The organism is Sphingobacteriia bacterium (genome assembly GCA_017304685.1).
In the GTDB taxonomy this organism is placed as follows: domain Bacteria; phylum Pseudomonadota; class Alphaproteobacteria; order Rickettsiales; family 33-17; genus JAFKLR01.
The window spans coordinates 1,061,304-1,083,595 of record JAFKLR010000003.1; the positions used below are offsets into that span (position 1 = coordinate 1,061,304).

General features: G+C 28.5%; 19 protein-coding genes. 12 read left to right on the forward strand and 7 right to left on the reverse strand.

Annotation, left to right across the window (positions count from 1 at the left end; all coding sequences use genetic code 11):
• Positions 1 to 49 precede the first annotated feature (49 nt).
• Together J0H68_04955 and J0H68_04960 are read left to right on the forward strand one after the other, a co-directional pair.
• Complete coding sequence (locus tag J0H68_04955) at positions 50 to 853, forward strand: hypothetical protein (GenBank protein MBN8828036.1); 804 nt, start codon at positions 50 to 52, stop codon at positions 851 to 853.
• Between the two features lie 16 nt (positions 854 to 869).
• Entirely contained in the window at positions 870 to 1,925 is a 1,056-nt protein-coding gene (locus J0H68_04960; protein ID MBN8828037.1) for a hypothetical protein, read from the forward strand.
• A 64-nt stretch (positions 1,926 to 1,989) separates the two neighbouring features.
• Here the strand turns inward: J0H68_04960 and J0H68_04965 are convergent, their stop codons facing one another.
• Positions 1,990 to 3,006 (reverse strand): hypothetical protein, encoded by a 1,017-nt coding sequence (locus J0H68_04965; GenBank protein ID MBN8828038.1) that lies wholly within the window; start codon positions 3,004 to 3,006, stop codon positions 1,990 to 1,992.
• A 277-nt stretch (positions 3,007 to 3,283) separates the two neighbouring features.
• Here J0H68_04965 and J0H68_04970 point away from each other — a divergent pair, with 277 nt between their 5' ends.
• Positions 3,284 to 4,195, forward strand: coding sequence for a hypothetical protein (locus tag J0H68_04970; GenBank protein MBN8828039.1), 912 nt, complete (start codon positions 3,284 to 3,286; stop codon positions 4,193 to 4,195).
• A gap of 90 nt (positions 4,196 to 4,285) precedes the next feature.
• Here J0H68_04970 and J0H68_04975 read toward each other — a convergent pair whose 3' ends face one another.
• On the reverse strand, positions 4,286 to 5,269 hold the full coding sequence (locus J0H68_04975) for a magnesium transporter (protein MBN8828040.1): 984 nt from the start codon (positions 5,267 to 5,269) through the stop codon (positions 4,286 to 4,288).
• 167 nt (positions 5,270 to 5,436) lie between these two features.
• Between J0H68_04975 and J0H68_04980 the strand changes: the two genes are divergently transcribed.
• Both J0H68_04980 and J0H68_04985 read left to right on the forward strand, forming a co-directional pair.
• Positions 5,437 to 6,384: a TerC family protein gene (locus J0H68_04980; GenBank protein MBN8828041.1), complete on the forward strand. Its 948-nt coding sequence runs from the start codon at positions 5,437 to 5,439 to the stop codon at positions 6,382 to 6,384.
• 186 nt (positions 6,385 to 6,570) lie between these two features.
• Entirely contained in the window at positions 6,571 to 7,611 is a 1,041-nt protein-coding gene (locus tag J0H68_04985; protein ID MBN8828042.1) for a hypothetical protein, read from the forward strand.
• On the opposite strand, the gene J0H68_04990 is transcribed toward J0H68_04985, so the two are convergent.
• Positions 7,591 to 8,217 carry a GNAT family N-acetyltransferase gene (locus J0H68_04990; protein MBN8828043.1) on the reverse strand — a complete coding sequence of 209 codons (627 nt, stop codon included), beginning with the start codon at positions 8,215 to 8,217 and terminating at the stop codon, positions 7,591 to 7,593. The two genes, J0H68_04985 and J0H68_04990, sit on opposite strands and share 21 nt — an antisense overlap.
• A gap of 100 nt (positions 8,218 to 8,317) precedes the next feature.
• The gene (gene secA, locus J0H68_04995; protein MBN8828044.1) at positions 8,318 to 10,969 is read right to left on the reverse strand and encodes a preprotein translocase subunit SecA; all 2,652 of its coding nucleotides are present in this window, start codon (positions 10,967 to 10,969) and stop codon (positions 8,318 to 8,320) included.
• Between the two features lie 149 nt (positions 10,970 to 11,118).
• Between secA and J0H68_05000 the strand changes: the two genes are divergently transcribed.
• Both J0H68_05000 and J0H68_05005 read left to right on the forward strand, forming a co-directional pair.
• Positions 11,119 to 11,973 (forward strand): peptidylprolyl isomerase, encoded by an 855-nt coding sequence (locus J0H68_05000; protein ID MBN8828045.1) that lies wholly within the window; start codon positions 11,119 to 11,121, stop codon positions 11,971 to 11,973.
• Entirely contained in the window at positions 11,945 to 12,616 is a 672-nt protein-coding gene (locus J0H68_05005; protein ID MBN8828046.1) for a hypothetical protein, read from the forward strand. Before J0H68_05000 ends, J0H68_05005 begins: the two co-directional genes overlap by 29 nt.
• A gap of 50 nt (positions 12,617 to 12,666) precedes the next feature.
• Here J0H68_05005 and J0H68_05010 read toward each other — a convergent pair whose 3' ends face one another.
• Positions 12,667 to 13,287, reverse strand: a complete 621-nt coding sequence (locus J0H68_05010; protein MBN8828047.1) for a hypothetical protein — start codon at positions 13,285 to 13,287, stop codon at positions 12,667 to 12,669.
• Positions 13,288 to 13,516: 229 nt separating this feature from the next.
• On the opposite strand from J0H68_05010, the gene J0H68_05015 reads away from it, so the two are divergent.
• Positions 13,517 to 13,942, forward strand: coding sequence for a host attachment protein (locus J0H68_05015; protein ID MBN8828048.1), 426 nt, complete (start codon positions 13,517 to 13,519; stop codon positions 13,940 to 13,942).
• Positions 13,943 to 14,050: 108 nt separating this feature from the next.
• Here J0H68_05015 and J0H68_05020 read toward each other — a convergent pair whose 3' ends face one another.
• Complete coding sequence (locus tag J0H68_05020) at positions 14,051 to 16,003, reverse strand: hypothetical protein (GenBank protein MBN8828049.1); 1,953 nt, start codon at positions 16,001 to 16,003, stop codon at positions 14,051 to 14,053.
• Positions 16,004 to 16,213: 210 nt separating this feature from the next.
• Between J0H68_05020 and J0H68_05025 the strand changes: the two genes are divergently transcribed.
• The 4 genes from J0H68_05025 to J0H68_05040 are packed head-to-tail and all read left to right on the forward strand — an operon-like array spanning position 16,214 to position 19,900.
• Entirely contained in the window at positions 16,214 to 17,554 is a 1,341-nt protein-coding gene (locus J0H68_05025; GenBank protein ID MBN8828050.1) for a TldD/PmbA family protein, read from the forward strand.
• Between the two features lie 36 nt (positions 17,555 to 17,590).
• Positions 17,591 to 19,303, forward strand: a complete 1,713-nt coding sequence (locus tag J0H68_05030; protein MBN8828051.1) for an ATP-binding cassette domain-containing protein — start codon at positions 17,591 to 17,593, stop codon at positions 19,301 to 19,303.
• A complete protein-coding gene (locus J0H68_05035) occupies positions 19,296 to 19,565 on the forward strand; it encodes a succinate dehydrogenase assembly factor 2 (protein MBN8828052.1) in 270 nt (89 codons plus the stop codon). Before J0H68_05030 ends, J0H68_05035 begins: the two co-directional genes overlap by 8 nt.
• A 2-nt stretch (positions 19,566 to 19,567) precedes the next feature.
• Positions 19,568 to 19,900, forward strand: a complete 333-nt coding sequence (locus tag J0H68_05040; GenBank protein MBN8828053.1) for a TfoX/Sxy family protein — start codon at positions 19,568 to 19,570, stop codon at positions 19,898 to 19,900.
• A 10-nt stretch (positions 19,901 to 19,910) separates the two neighbouring features.
• Here the strand turns inward: J0H68_05040 and J0H68_05045 are convergent, their stop codons facing one another.
• Complete coding sequence (locus J0H68_05045; GenBank protein ID MBN8828054.1) at positions 19,911 to 22,292, reverse strand: type IV secretion system protein; 2,382 nt, start codon at positions 22,290 to 22,292, stop codon at positions 19,911 to 19,913.

Below are 22,292 nucleotides of genomic sequence, written 5' to 3' on the forward strand. Positions count from 1 at the left end.
AATACATGTTAATATGTTACTTAGGTATATATTAATGTGTTAATAAGCAATGCATCCAGATTTAAAATTTAATAAAATCAAGAACTTATTGATTAAACTAATCGATGATTATGAGATTAATGTTAGTCACATAGGTAAAAATTTAGCATTTTTTACTGAAAATGTTGAAGAACTTAAGGCTGAAGCTTTAAGCGAATATATAAAGAATAATGATTTAAGCATAAGTAAGACTAAGGAGCTTAGAAAAAGGCTTGATTTCCATCTTAGCACTGCTTTCTTAACTCAGCTTTCTGATGATGAAGAAACCTATATTGAATTAATTACCTCTGATCTTTATAGCTATATTACCTTTTCTATGGAAATGGTAGTTATGGCTTTCAGATTATTAGAAAAAGTTTCAAAAAACAAAATTTTAGAACTTAAAAATGACCGACGTAGCTTTGAAAGTTTAAAGAAAATTGTTAATAAAATGGTACAGGGTGATTCTTTAACCGAAGCTGAAAGCTTTGCGATATTTAGCAACTATAAGACTATTGAAAAAAATATTGGTAGTATTATCAATAATTTAAAAGAACATTACAGTGAGGAATTCAGAATCAACTTATTTAAATTTAAAGTTAATGATGATTTCTTTAAATACGTTACAACCAACTCGGTAAATGATGAAAATTACGATGTTAGTTTTGACGAGCATTTAACTAATATTGCCACTATTTACAAGAACTTAATTGATAAAAATCTTATTTCTTGTATAAGTGATTATTATATAAGTAAAGATACTAAAACGAGCCATATATCGAACGATGAAAGATCGAGTGAATTTTTACAAACTCTTTTAGTCGCAAATCATTAATAAAAGGTAGGGTTTTATGCCTCGCGTAAAAAAATTAAATTACCAAAAATTAAATGCTGAAGATAAGAAGAAATATCAGTTTGGTGCATTAGTCGCAACTTATATGCAACAAATGACTTCAGAAAAAGGATTGGACGCCTCTACCCTCTTTAGATTAATGAAATTTAAGGAAGAGTTACAACATATCCCTTCTTATTGGGATAAAGATGCAGTTTTCATGGCAGGGTTTGATAACGTTGACCGTAAAAATAAAAACTATGGCGAATTATTTAGAAATAATCCTGAAGATATAAATAATGCTAAAATCGCTCTTTTAAATACCTTATTAAGTACAATACATCCTTATCTCGATCATGTCGAAGAAGGTTTAGAAGAAAAAGGAATTTTAGAAAAATTTAAAAAACATCATGCTATTAGGTTATTTACGGAAGCTCAAGGTACAGATTACTTCTTGACTCCTGAATATAATCAATATGCAAGTCCTTTATCTTCATCAGATATGTTTGCTATTACTATAATAAAATATTCAATATTTTTCTCAATGAAAGCTCCAAGCGCATTAACAAGTGGTTATATTGATTATATTGCAAAACCTTTACTTAACCTTACTGGCTTAAGTGATGACACTAAAAAAGTTATTGGTGATTTCTTAGATGTTCCAAAATACGCTTTAAAACCTTTAGATATAGCAGCCAATATTTCCCTCAGTACAGTTTCATTTGTGCAAGCACAAGTAGCTCTTGCTAATGCCGTTCAGTACGAACATATGCCATTATTAAAAGCATCTGAGAAAGTAAAAGAAATTACAACAACATGGCTTGAACTAAGAGAAGAAAATAAAGAAGAAGAAAAAGCAAAAACAAGATTTAATAGATTTAAAAAGCAAAAAAATATTGATAACGTTGATACTAATAAATTTGCTGAAATTGAAAGCGACCATCCTACTTTCCAACAAGCTAATCGTGATTTGTTAAATAAGACATATACTAAGGCTTTCGATAGAAATTTCCGCACCCGTCTTGAAGCTCAGCGTAAAGAAGCTCGAAAAGGTCACGGCAGACAGAATCCATAATACAAATTATATTTATAATATTTAGATAGAGTAATTATATTATTTATAATTACACTATCTGTTTTTAAAGACTAACATAAGATTGTGTTAATTTTTTTTGTACCATTTCCGTTACTGGTTCTTTAGAAAGTGTATTATTAAATATTGGGACTATATTAGAAGTGCTTAAAGTATCTTTAATAAACCTTTTGTTATAAATTGACCTCAATAACATTCCTAAAATAACAGATAAAGCAAACAAACATACCATTTGAACAGCAAAATTAAACCATTTTATTGGATTAGGATTAGGGTTTGTTCGATTAGAATCATTATTATTTACTGGATTTAAATTATTTTCTGTAGTTTCAGGAACATTAGTAATTTTATTAATTTTAAGTTTACCCTTAGAATATAAAGATAATTGTTTAGCTAAATCATCAGCATCTTTATTAGATAAGTCTAAGTAATCAATTGGTGTTTTCTTATTATTATCAACCGGGTTGCAATCAAAATCTAGGCTTTCCATTAATTGTATAAATAAATTAAACACTAAATTACGAGCATTAATTTTTAAATTACTTTCTTTTACCTTACCTGTTTCTTGGCTTGCTTGCTGATAAATATCATTGTAAATATCAATTATAAGATGAAAGGCCGTTTTGTTCTCATCATCAGGCTTATTAAGCTTAATTCCGCTATCCCTTAACAATATTAGAATATCTATATAATTTTTTCCCAACACAATATTATTCATGGTCTTTTGATTAAAAATGCCAATTATAAGGTAATGTAAAAGTGTCCCATTATTATATTTAGTGTTTAAATAATCAACTTTCTTTTCAGGCTTAATTTTATTGAGAAGCAATTTAACTTCATCTATCCACCCATTTTGAACAGCTCTTAGAATTAGTAGAGGAGAGGTTCTGTGATATTCGTAGTTTAAAATTTCTTCATCTTTCAATTGTTCTTTAAAAAATGTTTGTATTTCTAAGTTTTCGTTACTGCTCCTTTGAATATTTGCCCAGTCTTGAAGGAGATTATACCTATCCTCAACTGATAAATTAGGATTAATATAAATTTCTTTAGCTTGGTTCATCATGATTAGAAAACCTATTTATTTATTAATTAAATTACTAATTATCCATTAAAAGTACGATATATCTAAGTTATTTATTAATCAAATAAATTATTAATTTATAACCCTATTATAGGATTTATAAAGATTTAGCCTTTTTGTTTGAAATTCCTTAAGATTTGATAATATTGATATATAAATATTTTTTAATTAATATTTATTAATTTATTAACTATACATTGACTTTTAACCCTTTTTTAGCTATTATTAATTAAATTATTTTATATTGATGGTATTGATTATGGCAATGGCTAAAGATTGTTACACTATTACTAGTGATTATGAAGAAAATTTTTTATTTATTAATAACAAGAGTGTCGATGCAAAGAGTGATAAAGTAGAAGTAACAAATTTACAAGATTTGAATAACCTTACTCAACTTATAAATTTAGATTTATCAGATGTTTCTAATTTTGATGATTTATCATATATAAGCAAATTAAGGCAACTTGAAAAATTAGCTTTAAACAATTGGGATAAAATAAAAAATAAAAATTTATTAAATGAATTGACTAACTTAGAAACTCTTAGAATTATCGGAGATAGTTTCAATATTTCGGATATTACGAAGCTTACTAAATTAAAATACTTATACTTTTCTTTTAAAGATATAGAAGGATTAGACCAATTAAAGCATTTTAACGACCTTACTTCATTACATTTTAATAGCAAAATTACTGATATTAAAAATATACCTTCTTTACCGAATTTAAAATCTTTAACACTTAATTTTTATAATGATTATACTAAAATTTCTTCTAATGATATCAAAGATTTAAAAACTCAGTTCCCTAAATTAGAAAAATTAAATTTAATAGCCACTGAGTTACCTCGTAGAAATACAGCAGAATATAAAAACTTTATATTAGCAATGAAAGAACTGCAAAATAATGGTGTAGAAATTAGATATTTACCCGATGAAGTTTTAAATGATATTAATAAAAAGTTTGATCTAAAAACCATTCTTACATATGTAGGATTAAGCTTATCAATGGCTATGCTAGTTTTTGTAAGTGATCGTTTATTTAAAACTAACGTTATACCAAAATGTTTTAATGCTTGCGTTAATACTTTTAAAAATGGTTTTAATCATAGGAAAAATTTTGAAAAAGTAACTGAAAAAACAGTTGAAGTAATAAACCGCCAGGCTTGATTTTATCAAAAATATCTTTTCTTTATATTTTATAAACTTTTTACTTGTAGATAATACGCTTTTGTAATTTAATGCACATTCTATTTAAAACTAAAGCCACTTTTTCTTTTTAAAATATTTATATGGCACCCAGGAGGAAATGCACATAAATATTAGGGCAGCAGGATATCCACCAAACCATTTTAATTCAGGCATAAATTCAAAATTCATACCATAAATACTTGCTATCAAAGTAGGAGGCATAAACACTACAGATAATAAGGAAAAAATTTTAATTATATTATTTTGTTCGATATTAATTAACCCTAGAAGGGCATCAAGCAGAAAACTTACTTTATTTGAAAGGAAAGTTGAATGATCACTTAGCGCAGAAATATCTTTTAAAAAGATTTTTAGGTTTTTACCAACACTATCCTCATTATCCATTACACTTGATTGTGATAAAAATATAATCATACGACTAATTGTAATTAGGCTTTCTCGAATTTTTGATACTGAGTTACCCATATTATTTATTTCTTTAAGAATCATTTTATGATTTGGTTTATTTTTATTATTTATATTTGAATTTAAAATATATTTATTTTGATCATCTAGGTTATGTCCAATCTCTTCTAAAAAGGAAGCAGCTTCATTAATAATCTTTCTTAAGAATACTAATAGTAGTGATAAGCCAGCGTTAGAATTGGTAAGGTAATATTTTTCTGAATCAGAATTTAAACTATCATAAAGATAGTTACTTTCAAAATCACGAATAGTAATTAATATTTTATTTACAAGTACAAAAGTTAAAACTTTTGCTTCAAGTAAATTTGCATTTCCTTTTTGACTATGATAGAGGGTAATTGACATGTAAATTGCTTTATTTTCTTCATAGAGCCTATTTGAAATAAATATACTTTGAGTTTCTTCTGCTGTAGGAATATTAATTTTTAAAAGATCTTCTAGTTTTTTTTCTTCTTCAATATTAATTTTAATTAAATCTATCCATAGTGTATTTGTAGGAATATTGTCAGTCTCATTTAAAGGGATTTGTTTTATTCCATCATTAGGAACTTTTACATATATTATCATGAGTACAATTCTAATAAGTTGTTATGTAATTGAGTATAATTATTATCAGTTAATTATTTGTTAATTTTTAAATTAAGTAAATATATGATTTCATATATTTAAATATTGTGTAAAATTAATTAATATCTTACAATTTAAAAATATAACTAAACAATTTTAGGTTAAAAATGGAAAAATCATTATTAGTGTGGATAGTTTTTTTAAGTGTTGTTTTAATCATGCTAATTCTTGATTTAGGCTTATTAAATAAGAAAGGTACAATACCTTCAGTTAAAAAAAGTATATGGATTTCCTTTTTTTATATTTTTATAGGTTTTTCATTTAGTTTTTGGATATGGAACCAAATGGGTTTAATCGCTGCTAAGGAATACTTAACAGGATTTATTATCGAAAAAACTTTATCCTTAGATAATGTTTTTGTTATATCAGTAATATTTACCTTTTTCAATATACCTTCAAAGTATCAACATCGTGTTTTATTCTGGGGAATTCTTGGAGTAATAATATTACGAGCAATAATGATAGGTATTGGGGCAGTTGTTATTAAACAATATCAGTGGATAATGTATATATTCTCTGTGTTTTTAATTTATACAGGAATTAAAATGTTCAATTCAGGAGCTTACCAGCCTGACATTAAAAATAATTTATTATATAAGCTAGTTTCTAAATATTTTCGCGTCACTCATGAACTACATGAAGAAAAATTTTTGGTTAGACTACCAATAAACGGAGAAAAAACGGCCTTATATTTAACACCATTAATGTTAAGTTTAATTATGATAGAATTCGTAGACTTAATTTTTGCTGTTGATAGCGTGCCTGCAATTTTTGCTATAACTAACGATCCGTATATTGTGTATACTAGTAATATATTTGCAATATTAGGTTTAAGATCATTATATTTTGCTTTAGATGCAATTATAACTAAATTTAAATATTTAAAACATGCATTATCAATTGTCCTAATATTCATAGGATCTAAAATTTTTATTAATGATATTTTTAATATAGATAAATTCCCTCCTCATATTTCATTACTAGTTACTTTAACTTTAATTATAGGTGGGATTATTTATTCTGTTGTTAAAACAAAAAATGAAGAATTAAAATAACAATAGAATATTTTACTAATTACCGACATAATAGTATATTATGCAAGGTTTCGTTTATCTTTTATAAATAAAACCAATTCTATAATTTTCTATTTAATAATTATAAGAGCTTTAATTTTTAATTGCCTTTTAACTGTTTATTAACTACTATATTTTCATTATTAATAAATCAAATTACATTATTTTATGAAATCTAGTAATTTAAATAATCATACCTTATCTGAAAAATTTAATATTCTCCTTGCACCTCAAAGGTTAAAAAGAAAAGAAGTAACAAAATTAAGGTTTTTAAAATTCATCGATCAACATAGTAGAAACCTGATTTACTGCCTTGAACGCTCTCATGGATTGGATTATTTATATTTAATACAAGAAAAACTTTCTGAACATAGTTTTAAGCTTCTTCTTTTATCTAATAATGGAAAATTATTTGAAGATGTACTATATGCATTTTATAAGATGAATGATAAATTTAGTAAGACTTCACTATCTGATGATGACCAGATTGAAATTTTTAGAATATTTCTTGAAATTAATGAAGATTTTTTCACAACTAAATTTGAAAAATTTTGTGACTATTTAAGCAATGATCCTAATTTTACTAAAAGTGACATTATTAGAAATTTTGATATTGCTAAACAAAGTTATACCCACGAGGTTTTGTCAAAAAGTAGCAATACTTCCACTCAAAAGCTTCCCGATCCATTTACCTTAAAAATTAAAAACAAACTTCTTAATGTTCATATAGAACCTAAAGATTTAAATAAAAAAGAATTAGAAGAATATGAATTAGATAATTTTATTAAACTACATAAAGAAAATTTAATTAAATGCTTTGCAGAGTTTAACGGGATAGAATACACATTATTTTTGCATCAAAATTTATCAGAATATTATTTTAAGGAAATAGTTTTATCTAATAATGGCGAAATATTTAAATATATGCTTTATAAATTCTATAATATGCGCAATGATCCTACAACAATGGAATATTGTAGCGACTCTGCTCAGGTTGAAGTATTTAAAATATTCCTTTCAATAAACGCCTATTTTTTTGTAGATAAATTTAATGAATTCCTAAAGAATTTTTCCTCATTAAGTAATCCGCTATCAAATATTATAAATAACTTTAATGCGGCAATAACAGCTTATAATAATGAAAAATTTGAGGTTAAAGATCATAACACTCAAGAACAATTAACTAACTCAGCAGGTTTTTATAGATAAGTTATTTTGTATATCTATTAAAATAGCTTTATCTAAACCTTCTGTATTATATCGAGCATAACTTCTACCTATTTTAAGTTCAGAACCTTTAGCGTCATTAACAAGTCCTGGCGCTATAACTTCTAACTTAAATCCTAGTTTTTCTGCAAGTTTTGCACTTCGTAAATTTTCATCATTACAGTTTATTTCTAAACGTTTAATACCTATATGTTCAAAAGCGTATATTGTTAATACAGAAATAGCTTCACGCATATAACCTTTTCTTTGTTCACTTTCTCTACACCAATAGCCCATTTTTGCAGAAGGTACTCGCCAGTTAATGTCATGTAAAGCGCAACTGCCGAGAAATTTCTCTTCTTGAAAAATTATAAATTGAAATTCTTTTCTTAAAATAAAATTAGCAAAAAACATTCTGTAAGTTTTTTCAATATCATTTGCTTCATTTATATTATGCGCCCAACCAAACCATTCTTTCAGTTGGTCTATTGTTTCTAAAAAAGCTTCGTATGCCATTTTACCGTCTCCTGGCATACATGGTCTTATAAACAAGTTTTTAGTTTTAATACTAAATGGTAAATTAAGGAGTATTGGGTCTTTAATAGTCATATAATCCCTGAGTGTAATTTTACTTCAGCATAAAGCTGTAACCATTTAAATTTAAATAGTTACAGTTATAAGAGCTATGATTTTATACTAAATGCTAAGCTTATATCTTACCGCAGCATTGTTTATATTTCTTACCGGATCCACAAGGACATATTTCATTACGCCCTACTTTATTCCCATACATTCCTGAAGGTGCTGGCCTTACGTCCACTGGTTCATTTGGCGCAACCATTGACATTGGCCCCTTGAGCGGTTGATTACGTATATTCTCATTACGTTCAACTGTTATTTCCATATGGCCAATTCTTTGAATAACTATTACTCTTAAATGGTCAAGCATAGCTTTAAATAAATTAAACGCCTCTTTCTTATATTCAATCAATGGATCTTTCTGTCCATATGCTCTAAGCCCAATTCCTTGACGTAAATGATCGAGCATAAGTAAATGGTCTTTCCATAATTGGTCAAGAGTAAGAAGTAAGAATCTTTTCTCTGCAAAACGCATAATTTCATCGTTATATTGCTTTTCTAAACGCTTAAAAGATTCAATAGCAAGGTTTATTATTTCTGCTTCAGTTTTTTCAAAAGTTAAACCTTCTCTACCCTTTAAATCATTTAGACCAATTTCTTCACCAAGTAATGCTTTAAGATCTTTTGAAAGATTTTCAAAATCCCAATTTTCGATTAACTCTCTCTCAGAAATATATCTTCCTATAATTTCTTGAACGTTTTCAATTAACATATTTTGAATAACTTCCGATACATCATTTGATGCAATAATATCTCTTCTTTGTTCGTAAATAACAACCCTTTGCTCGTTCATTACATCGTCATATCTTAAAAGAGTTTTACGAATATCATAGTTACGGGCTTCAACACGTTGCTGCGCTTTTTGTAAAGCTTTAGTTACCCACGGATGTGATATTGCAACACCTTCTTCCATACCAAGACGTTTCATAGTTTCAGCAAGTCTATCTGAACCAAATATACGCATTAAATCATCTTCAAGCGAAAGGAAGAATTTAGTTCTACCAGGGTCACCTTGTCGACCAGAACGACCTCTTAATTGGTTATCAATACGTCTACTTTCATGACGTTCTGTACCAACAACTAATAATCCACCGGCTTCTAATACTTCTTGTTTTTCACGATGATAATCTGAAGTTACCTTTGCTGTAACTCTTTTAATTTCTTCCTGATCGGTAAGATCTATTGTTGCATTTTTAATGCTCATTTCCAAATTACCACCGAGCATAATATCAGTACCACGGCCTGCCATATTGGTTGCAATCATTACCGCTCCTTTACGACCAGCCTGAGCAATTATTTGTGCTTCTTGCTCATGATATTTAGCATTTAAAACTTGGTGAGCTATTTTTTCCTTTTGAAGCATTGAAGAAATAAGTTCTGATTTTTCAATACTAGTAGTACCAACAAGAATAGGCTGCCCTGCTTTATTACGGTCTTTAATTAGCTTTATAATTGCGTTATATTTCTCATTTGAGGTTCTATAAACTTCATCATCCTCATCAATTCTTTTAACTGGTAAATTAGTAGGAATTTCTACTACTTTTAAATTGTAAATTTCTCTAAACTCTGAGGCTTCAGTCATCGCTGTACCAGTCATTCCGGCTAATTTTTCATAAAGCCTAAAATAATTTTGGTAAGTTATTGAAGCAAGAGTTTGGTTTTCATTTTTAATAGAAACATTCTCTTTAGCCTCTAATGCTTGATGAAGCCCTTCAGAATAACGTCTACCATCCATTATACGGCCAGTGAATTCATCAATAATTAATACTTCTTTATTTTTAACTATATAATCCACATCTCTAGTAAACATTAAATGAGCTCTTAAAGCCTGATTTGTATGATGAAGATAAGTTATATTTCCAACTTCATATAAACCACCTTCCATGATTCCTTGTTCATTTAACCATTCTTCAACAAAATGGTTACCTTCATCGGTTAAATAGATACCTCTACTTTTTTCATCTTTTTCGTAATGCTCAGGTTTTAAATATGGAATAAGCTTATTAATTTTTATGTATAGTTCTGAATGATCGTCTGTTGGGCCAGAAATAATTAAAGGAGTTCTTGCTTCGTCAATAAGAATAGAATCTACTTCGTCAACAATTGCGTATTTTAATTTTCTTTGTACAATTGTACTAGGGTCATATTTCATATTATCTCTAAGATAATCAAAACCAAATTCATGGTTAGATCCATAGGTAATATCCGCTTTATAAGCTAATTGTCTTTCTTCTTCTGTAATTCCACCTGAAATATAGCCAACTGTCAGCCCTAAAAATTCGTGAATTTTACTCATCCATTTCGCATCTCTTTGTACAAGGTAATCGTTAACTGTAACAATGTGAACACCTTCACCAGTTAAAGCATTTAAATAAGCTGGTAATGTTGATACTAATGTTTTACCTTCCCCTGTACGCATTTCAGAGATCATACCTCTATGAAGTACTATTCCACCTATTAATTGAACATCATAATGTCTTTGTCCTAATGTTCTTTTAGCAGCTTCACGAACGGTTGCAAAAGCCTCTGGTAAAATATCATCTAATGTTTCGCCAGCCTTTAGACGATTTTTAAGTTTTTCAGTTTGCCCTTTTAAGTCGTTATCACTAAGTCGTGAAATTTTAGGTTCAAGCTCATTAATTTCAACTACTGTTTTCTTAATAGAATTTAAAACTCTTTGATTAGGGGTGCCGAAAATTTTATTAGCTAGGGCTATGAACATTATTTCTCCTTGCAAGTATGACTTATATTATATTAGACTCTTTTATAACAAAAATTTCGTAAAATTACAGAAAAAATACTGTATTTTTTGTGAAAAATACTCTAAAAGTATAAAAACTACGAATTTAATTATTTAAGAGGTTATATATAATGTTTAAAAATTTTGCAATATTTTCTCTACCACTTGTGCTTGCAACAACTGTTAGTTTAAATGCAATAGCAGCTGATGATGTCGTAGCTGAATATAATGATGTTAAAATTACAAAGAAGCAAGTTGAAGACAAATTAAAAATGTTCGGTGGTGGAAACTTACCAAATGGTATTAAATCTTTTGACGATTTCCCAAAAGAAGCACAACATAATATTGCAAGAAGCTTTGCTCTCTCTCAAATAATTTTAAAAGAAGCAGAAAATAACGGCTTTAAAGAAACAAATGAAATTAAACAAGAATATGAAGAACTTAAAAAAACTATTATTCAAAAACATTTCTTAAAATCTATTATTGAGCCTGAAATTACTGATAAGAAAGTAAAAGATGCTTATAAAGAAATTACTATGCAAATAGAAAATCAAGAAGAAAGAAAAGTTAAGCATATTCTAGTAAAAACTGAAGATGAAATTAAACAAGTAATTAAAGAACTAGATAAGAAAGGTAAAAACTTTGCTGAAGTAGCAAAAAAACATACCGTTGATACTGCAAGTAAAGAAAAAGGTGGTGATTTAGGTTATATGAGACATGGTCAAATGATTCCTGAATTTGAAAAAGTTGCTTTTGAAACTAAAGTTGGCACAATGTCAGAACCTTTTAAAACTGATTTCGGTTGGCACATTTTAGCAGTTGAAGATGCAAGAAAAATTAAAGCTCCAAGCTTTGAAGAACTTCAACCAAATCTTAAACAAAACCTTCAGGAAAAAGCTATAAATAATTATATGGAAGGCTTAAATAAGAAGTATAACTTAAAAGTGAATATTCAAATTGAACCTTCAGCTTCAGCAGGACAATAATAAAAAATTAGGCCCTAGATTTAATTTAGGGCCTAATTTTTTAAATAATAAATTCTCAATTTTTTTTAATCCTCATGCAAGGATAAAAATTGAGAGATATCACTTTTTTATCTTTTCAACGTTATTTCACTTAAGTATTATTGTACCTATTTTCTTTGAATTGTTTCAAAACCAAATTATAATAAAAGAAACTCAGACTGAACAAATTGTATATATAAATTTTGAACAAAAAACTGAAGTACCTCATGCTAAACATGAAAAAGATTTACATGAAGCACCTAAAACTATTACTAAAAATAAACAAGAACAATATCAGCAAAAAAAGGAAGTTAAAAAGCTTTCTAAATCCCAAATAAAAGATATGACGAAAAAATATGAAGATAAAATTTCTCATGCAATTGCTGTTGTGCTGGAAAAACATATTGATGAACATGAAAATCTCCAAGGCGAATTTGTTGTGGAATTAAAAGTGGAAAGAAATGGCATTGTTAAAGGAATGAGGCTGATTCAAGAAACTGATGATGAAAAAAATAACTATGAATTCTTAGATATTTTAAAGGAACTTGGAAAATTTGACCCTATTCCTAAAGCCTTCCCGGAAATGAGAGAATATAAATTCCACGTACCTGTATATATTGAATAAAATATGAAAGGATAAAAAGTAGAGTCAATTATTAAACTCTACCTTTTTTATTATTTTGTATAATAATCAAACTCAATATGAGATGCATATGTATGATTACCAATATCTTGCCCTTCAGGAATATTAATTGTATCTATACATTCCAAAAGTTCTGCTACATCCGCTTTATTAAAATTTGCTGACATTTCATAATGCACTTTTGTATATTCACCATCTTCATCTTTTAAATAAATATTTCCAGCACTGGAATTGAAAAATCTTGCAAGTTCAGCATGATTATTTTCTTTGTCCCTAATAATTATTTCAGTTTCAGATGGCTCTTGCTGAACTGATTTAAAATTAACTGTTAATTTTTCTCCGATATTATCCTTATATTGAATAGTATTATTACAATAGGAGTAATAACCTGTTATATTTGTTGGGAATGATATATGGTAAAAAGTGGAAACACCTTCTGCCTTTAAGCTATCTTCTGGAATATTTCTAACTTCCGTAAGGATTTTTTGAATTAACTCTTCATCACTAATTTTATTAAATTGCTCATTAAGTATTTTATCAGTGATCTTAAACCCCACACCATTATGAGTGTATTTTTTATACTCTTCTTGATTTAATGGAATCGAATATTTCCAGGACACTTCTTTATTATCAAATATTATATGGTAACGCATAAAAATCTTTATTATTAGTTAATTAGTAAAATAATATTAAGTATTATATACTTTATTTTATAATTAACAATTATAAAAAACCTTTGCCTTTCAAGACTTTATTAAAAACACCTTTAAACCGAATCGTTAAAGTTTTTTAGTGAATTTTGCTTAATAATATAGTAAAATTTTATATTCCAAGAACTTATCAAATTACCAAAGTTTAATTTAACATTAAAAGGAGGAAAGGATGATAGGAATATTAGTGGCTAATTCATCAGATTGTAAATTATATACTTATTCAAAACCTAACCATTTCACCTTACTTAAGCATCTTACTCATGAAGAAAGTCGTATGAAAATTGTAGATTTAGTGGATGATGATAGAGGAAGACCTGATAAACCGTTTTCAAGTACTAGAGTAACTTATGAACCTAATACCGACCCTAAAGAAAAAGAGTGGGATAAATTTGCAAAAGAAATTGCTAACTGCATAAAATCTGAGCAAGATAATTTTGATAAAATGATTCTCATAGCATCTCCGAAATTCGAAGGTATATTAAAACATAAATTAGATAAAAAAATTATTGATAAGGTTAGTAAAACCTTGACTAAAGATCTATTAAACATGCCTGAACAAGAAATGCTATTATATATAGAAGAACATATAAGTTAATATTAGAAAAGATCAAATTAATCAGTTCTTAAACTGATTAATTTAATTTTTATTATATTTAAATTGCTACAACTTATGGAACTTGCGCTTGAGGTTGATGAGGTTGCTCTATTTGCTCTCTATTTGACTCACATTCAAAGGCATCAACAAATCTAAATTATTATGGCGAGCATCTCTAAGCCCAAATAGAGAATTATTATTGGGCAAATATTCATATGCGATATTTTCCCTATTAGCTAAATTATCGTAATAAACACTTACAGTATTAAGAATTCTAGATTCTCTATCATTATTTCCTTCTTCGTTCCCCGTCAATTTATTACAAACCTTTTTAATTGCCGAAATAATTAATGATGGTGCTACTGCATAAAAAGCAAAAGTAAAATAATTTGATTTACCAAACACTTTAATATTTCCAATTAAATTTGCAGATCCTAAGCGATTGGAAAATCTAAATGGATCAATAATACTTCTAAAAAAGTCTGAAAAACTAACAAAATTAAAAGGATTAATAAACGCGAAAGGCTTTATAATCTTACCAGTTAATAATTCTTTCATACAATTAACATAATTCTTAGGGCCACCAAGGAACTTAGATAGGGTGTGTATATCAAAAAATATTCCACCATAGTAATTTAATGGCAACACAATAGCTTGGGTAACTGGAAAATAATATGAAATTGCTATTAACGGTATATTTAATAATGTACTGATACCAAAAACTTTTAATTCCCTCATTTTGCTTGCCCTATGTATTTTAGAAAATGTAAATACCTCATATGCAGTTTGTAGGAAAATTATGGATGGCACAGGAAACCTTAGAAATGATCGACTTTGCCCTGTGAATAATTTCAAACTATTAATTAAAAGCGATTTAATTACTAAACTAGAATATCTAAAGTTTTTTATATATTTACTTCTATTAGACGCTACTAAAAATAAAATCGAATGAAGCGTTGTAACTTCAGCGATTCCCGTTTCAAATAATGATTTTATTCTGAATTGACCATGCTTAACTGGAAGTAAAAGTATAAAATAAGGCTTTACAATTTTTTTAAAATTCTCTTTGTTCCTTGTTTTTACCCATTTACCAAAATTGTAAAGCGATTGGATAGGCATTGCAATCGCCAAAATTGACATTCTTAAAATTACAGGAAATATTTTTAAAATATTGACGAAAAAGAAGAAGTATTTTACAATATGTGAGATTCTTTCAATTCCATTTTCTAATTTCTTAATTCCTCTAGCAAGCTTCGTATTATCAATATATTTTAATATTGGAATAATTTCATCAACTTTTCTTTGAAATAATTCTGTATTTCTAATAATTCTTTCTTGCTCACGCGGATCTTGAATTTGAGGTTGTTGCAGGTTAACCACTTGCTGCCATACAGCTTGTGACCACTCTCTTTGAGCTGCTCTTCCTGCCTGATTAAAATCTAGTTCATTTTTATCTTTTAATTTTTCTAGGTTTGATAATATTTTACTTTTATTCCACCCTAAATTATCCTGCATTTCTTTTAAAAGCTTTTTATTAGGTGTTACTAAATCTATAAAAATTTGATGCGGGGGGTCAGTAAAATTTTTATCTTTATCAAATAATTTATCAATATTTTCTTGCTGAGATAATTCATAAAAATTTTGTTGATTGCCAAAGTTTTTAAAAGAAGCATAGTGGTTAATTAAACATATTTCTAAAAAATCTATGACCCATTTACGGCAATGACTAAAGTTAATATCTACTACTTCTTCATTTTTATTGAATCTAAATCTTTTATTAAAATTAGTATATTTATCTGGAGAAATCAGTATTTCAAAAAATGTATCTTTATCGTCATTAGTTAATTCACTTAAATCAATTTCGCCGCTTCTTTCTATCTTATTCAATTTATTAATTAAGTTTTTAGCATATTTCTCAAAATTTTCATAAGAATCAAAAGAATTTACTGGAAAGTATTCAAGAGTTAAAAATAATTCCAAATAGTTTTTTGCAACTAACATTTCATTATGTTCATCTGGATTATTTCTATAATTTTCAAAAACATAATATTTTTCTTGCATAAAAATTCTACTTTTATATTTTAAGTTGAAATTGTTATACATTTAATATTATTAATTGTCAAAATAATCTTTACTTTTTGTTAACTTATGTCATGCTTACTTTATGGAATATATAAAGTACCCTAAGATTTATCTAAGCAAATTTAAAACATATCTTTTGCATTTATGATAATTTTCTATATTTTATAATAAAAACAAAGTGGATGTAGAATGCAAAACGATAACCTGATTAATTTCCTTGTCGATCTTAATAATTTAGCTACAAGCAAGGGTGCAAGCAGCGCGGATAGTATTATTGTTGACGATACCGCAGAACAAATTTCTGTCAGAAATGGTAAAGTTGATCAAGCTGAATATTCCAGGAATCAAACCTGTGCTTTAAGAGTGTTTGTGGGTAAAAAACATGCCATGGTCTCAACAAGTGATTTTGATAAAACAAGCATGGACACTTTAGTAGAAAGAGCTATAAGCATGGCTAAGGAAGCTCCGGAAGATAATTTTAGTCGCATTGCTGAATCTCATGAAATAACTAAAATTAATCATGAATTAGAACTGTTTGATGACACAAAAATCAGCCAAGAAAAAATGAAGGAACTAGCCTTAAGAGCTGAAAATTCTGCTTATGAAATTGAAGGTGTTACAAATAGTGATGGTGCAAATTTTTCTCAAAATAAATCATATTTTGCTCTTGCAACAACTAATGGATTTGTTAAAAGTTCAGCTTCAAGCAATTTTGCTATCAGTTGTTCAGTTGTTGCTGGCAAAGATCAGGCAATGGAAACCGATTATGACTTTTCAAGTAAAAGATTTTTCACTGATTTAAGCCAACCTGAGAAAATTGGTCAAACTGCAGGCATTCGTGCGTTAACAAAACTTAACCCTAAAAAAATCCAAACCTTTGAAGGGCCAGTTTTATTTCCAAATAGATTTGCTTCGTCACTAATAAGCCAATTTGCAGGTAGTATTAATGGGGCTACTATTGCAAGGGGGACAAGTTTCCTTAAAAATGAATTTAATAAACAAATTTTTGACTCTAATATTAATATTTATGATGACCCTCTTATTAAACGTGGTGTAGTTTCCAGAAGCTTTGATGCTGAAGGATTAGAATGTAGAAAAACTACAATTGTTGAAAGAGGAGTTTTAAAGTCTTGGTTATTAGATATTAGATCTGCTAATCAATTAGGTTTAGCTTCTACTGCTCATGCAAGTCGTGGAATTAGTACAAACCCTTATCCTACAAATAGTAATTTTTATTTGGAACCAAGTAAAACAACAATTGATGAGTTAGTGGCAGGTATTAAAAAGGGTATTATAATTACCGGATTATTTGGCGGTGGTGTAAATATACTTACTGGAAATTTTAGCCAAGGTGCTTCGGGTCTCTATGTTGAAAATGGTGAAATCATGTTCCCTGTTAGCGAATTTACAATTGCCTCGAATTTAAAAGATATGTTTAAGTCCATGCAAATCGCAAATGACCTTGAAATGAAATATGCAATTAATTCACCTTCAGTGTTAATTGAAAAAATGACTATAGCTGGAACTTAAGAACAAATGGAATTCTCCAACCTACACCTTTTAAAAATGCTTTTTGGCAAATATATTTTTAAATATAAAAGAAATATTATTCTTGCCATAATTGCTATGGTTATTGTAGCTGCAGGTAATGGCGCTAATGCATATATGATTCGCCCAATGCTAGATCATATTTTTATTAGTAAAAATCCGAGCATGCTATACTCAATAACTTTTATTGTATTTGGTATTTCTGTATCTAAAGGGTTGGCAGCTTATTTCCAGAGTTTTTTAATGAAAACTTTGGGGCAAAAAATTATAACTGACATGCAGGTCGATTTATACAGGCATTTAATATATTCTGATTTAGCGCTTATTAATAGCTTTTCTACAGGAAAATTAATTTCAAGATTTACTATTGATATTAATACAATGCGTTCATCTGTATCAGTAATTTTAACTGGTATCGCTAGAGACTTTTTATCAATAGTATTTTTAATTGGAGTAATGTTTTACCAAAATTGGTTCTTATCATTAATTGCTTTTACAGTGTTTCCGTTATTAATTTATCCAGTTTTAAGACTTGGTAAAAGAATGCGTAAAATAGCTATTAGAACTCAAGAAGAGTTAGGAACTTATACAGTACAACTTGATGAAACATTTAAGAATATTAGAATAATAAAATCTTATGCTAATGAAGAATACGAAATTTCAAAAGCTAAAGGGATTATTGATTCTATATTAAATTTATTTATTAAAGCTGCACGTACTGAATCACTCTCTTCACCAATTATGGAATCAATAAGTGGGATCGCAATCGCACTTGTTATTTGGTACGGAGGTTTGGAAGTCATAAATGGAACTACAACAGCAGGAAGCTTCTTCTCATTTATAGCTGCTTTAATTATGGCTTATAAACCTATTAAAACTCTTACTGATTTAAACACTAACTTACAAGAAGGTTTAGCAGCTTCAAAACGTTTCTTTACTCTTCTTAATACTAAACCAACCATCACTTCTTTACCTACAGCTCATAAATTAGAAGTACTAAACGGTAATATTGAAATTAAAAACATTACATTTGATTACCCGAATGGCAAAAATATTTTAAATAATTTCAGCTTAAACATTCCTGCAGGAAAAACTGTAGCACTAGTTGGTGAATCAGGAAGTGGTAAATCAACTATTATAAATTTATTACTTAGACTATATGATTGTAATAGTGGTGAAATTTTAATTGATAACCAGGAAATTAAAGACGTTACTTTAAAATCACTTAGAGATAATATATCTATTGTAACTCAAGAAGTTGCTATTTTTGATGATACAATTATTAATAATATAGCTTATGGTAGATTTAATGCTTCAGAAGAAGAAATAATTGAAGCAAGTAAAGCAGCTGCAGCTAGTGTTTTTATTGAACATTTACCACATAAATATCAAGAATTAGTTGGTCATTCTGGCATTAAACTTTCAGGTGGCCAAAGACAAAGAATTGCAATTGCAAGAGCAATTCTTAAAAATGCCCCAATAATGATTCTTGATGAAGCAACTTCAAGCCTCGATAACATTACTGAAGCCCAAATAACCGAAAATCTTAAAGCTATTAGAAAAGGTAAAACTACTATTATTGTAGCTCATAGACTTTCAACTATAATTAATGCTGATGTTATTTTTGTAATGAAAAATGGTAATGTTATTGAAAGTGGTACTCATGAAGCACTTATAAATAAAAGTACTTATTATAAAAAACTTTATACTCAAGCAAGTGAAAATGAATAGAGATATATTTGAAGACAAAGTTTTATTTTTGAAAAGATTACATTACTTAAGCGTTCATCGTGGTTCTAAGGAATCAGATTTTGTATTAACAAAATTTGCAAATACTGAACTTCCTCATTTAAACGATAGTGAACTTAAAATATATTACGATTTTTTAAACGAAGACGATAACGATATTATGAATTGGGTAATGAAAAAAATTACCTATCCTATGCAATATAATTTTATCATGCAAAAAATATATTCACTTTTAGATTTATAAAAATGAATAGTAAGGAATACGTAAACTATATTATTGAACTACTTTCACCTTTTGGAAGTATTACCGCTCGTGCTATGTTTGGCGGCCATAGTATTTATAAAAATAGCGTAATAATTGGTTTAATTATAGATGATGAGCTATATTTTAAAACTAATTTAACTACTGAAAAGAATTATGAAAAATATGATTCAGAACCTTTTACTTATGATGGCAAAGATAAGAAAGTAAAAATGCCTTATTGGAAAGTGCCAATTGAAATAATGGAAGATCAGGATTTATTACAAATCTGGCTTGATAAAGCTTATGAAGTTTCAATTAATTCCAAAAAGAAATAACTTCATTGTTTTACCATGAATTTTTAAAATCAGTAGCGTTATTACTTTTGTAAAAATCCCTAATTTCGCTTTTTCTAAGGGTACGAGTTGCCCCATTATTACCAGCAATATTTTTTTCAAACTTAGTATTATCATCACCTTCAAAGTATTTATTAAACTCTTTATCAAATTTTTCTTCATCGGTGTGAGCATATAATCTTAACTTTTTATCGTCTTTATCTGTAAATTTAATTTCTTCACCACCATCTTCATAACGTATACTTTCAAATTCACGTGAAGGTGCTAAAAGCATATCTTCAAGTTTATTATATTCATTTTGTGCTAAATCTGCTTTACCAAGTCTATCAAGTAATTTTAATTGATCCTTATCTATTATTTGATCTGCACCATTATGGTCAGTAAAGTGAAGTTGGTTCATACGTTCAAAATTTCCAGCAAATGTTCTTGCATCCGAGCCATCCCATGAATTACCACCCATCCAGCCAACATACATTGCACCTTTTCTACCGCCTTTAGCAATTCTTTTGTGAAGGTCAAAGCTTGCAGCTTTTGTTGCAGCGTTTGCAGCATCGACCGCTGCAAGCTTGAAGGCTCCTTGACCCATCTTATCAACAATATCAATACCTCCGCCGCTACCATAGCTAAATGCCATACCACTTAATTGTTTAGCAATTGTACTTACTATAAAGCTTGCAAAATAGAATATGACCACCATAAAGAGAAGTGTTCCACCCTCTTCTGATTTTGGCACTTGTTTCACTAAGAAATAATCAATTAAATCCTGATCATGCTGATAACTTAGCCACCAGCCTCTTTTTGCTCTATCTCCTTCATCGGCCAGTGAATCACCATTTAAGGTTAACATACTGTCTCCACCAATTGCTTTTATTCGTGCAGGCGAAGGGATAAGAAATGGAAGGTCTATATATCTAAACCCTCTACATCTATAAGGTTTACACATTACGTTTGAATAAGGGTCAAAATAATAACTTGGAATGTCTATAACTCGCATTATAGGTGTAATTTGCACTTTCCAATTATAAAGCGGTATTAAATCTGTTCCACCAATTCTTACCCAGCAAACTGGAAAACCTAAGTTTCTTTTAAATTGATCTAAAACTACATCCCGGAAAAATCCATAAAAACTAAGAATAATAATTATTTGCATAAAGTTTGCAATTAATACCTTTAACCACCCACCTATTATATAACTTTGAAATGTTCTTTTAAATAAGACAAATGGAATAAAGAAAGGAGCAATTGATATTAGGAATCCTATTGCAAGATATGATAAACAATATATTAAAGCTGCATAGCCGACAGCAAAGGCTAGTATAATTACACATATACCAAATATGATGAAGAATAGTAATCCAACACCGAAATCAGTAAATATTATACCGACGATTTTATTAAACACACCGTCATTAGCAATTGAAGTTAAAATATCTCCAAAAACTCCTCCTGCGTTACCTGAATAACCAACCATTATAGAGGCTAAACTTAAAACACCATCAAGAAAGACTGTGTAAAGATGATTATTAAAGAAATTCCAGCTTTGTTCACTTATAACTGCTACTACTATTCCTACTTTAGTGCACATTAATACAAATTCACCAGTGGTTCCCTTAATCATTCCCATGGTAAATAATAATCCGTAGAAAGCGATATAAACTATGAGCAACGCTTGTAAAATTAATACATAATCAATATTTGTTCTTATACCTTCATAAACTGTACGAGTTGCTTTTTTTACATGATCTTCTACATGTTTTGTTAAAAGGGCTATTGGATCATTTATATCTTTTTGAAATCCACTACGAAGTACGAGTTGGTACCCTCCTTTATTCATCTCATAAAAACTATCAACAATTTTAAAATATATTTTTTTCCCACCATATCGTTGCGCTTCCTCAGCAGGAACCACAATACCACCCGCAGGCTCCCCATTATAAGTAGGACAAGTAGCTCCAGAGTCTGAGTCACATCCCAAATGATAAATCTTACTCTTTTCATCCTGGTAGACAGGATTACTCATTTTAGTAACGTTAACATTTGGATCATCACTTGTAAGAAGCATATAAAGCCCTGCTCCTTTAACATATTTTGCCTGGTCATGGAACCAATGCGAAACAGAATCACCTGAAGTATTTTTAACAATTATAATTAAATCTTCGCTACCACTTACAATTTGGCCAGAATCAACCCAAGAATTTGTTTGAGTTACAGGATATGTACCAATTTTTGCCTCTACATTTTTAGTAGCTAGTATAGCAAATTCTTTAAATTGACCAAAGTTATCGGCAGAAATGCATTTATATGTTGTATCACATGATGATAAAACTATACAAATTAAAAAAGCTAGAATGAATTTTACACTTTGTTTTAACAT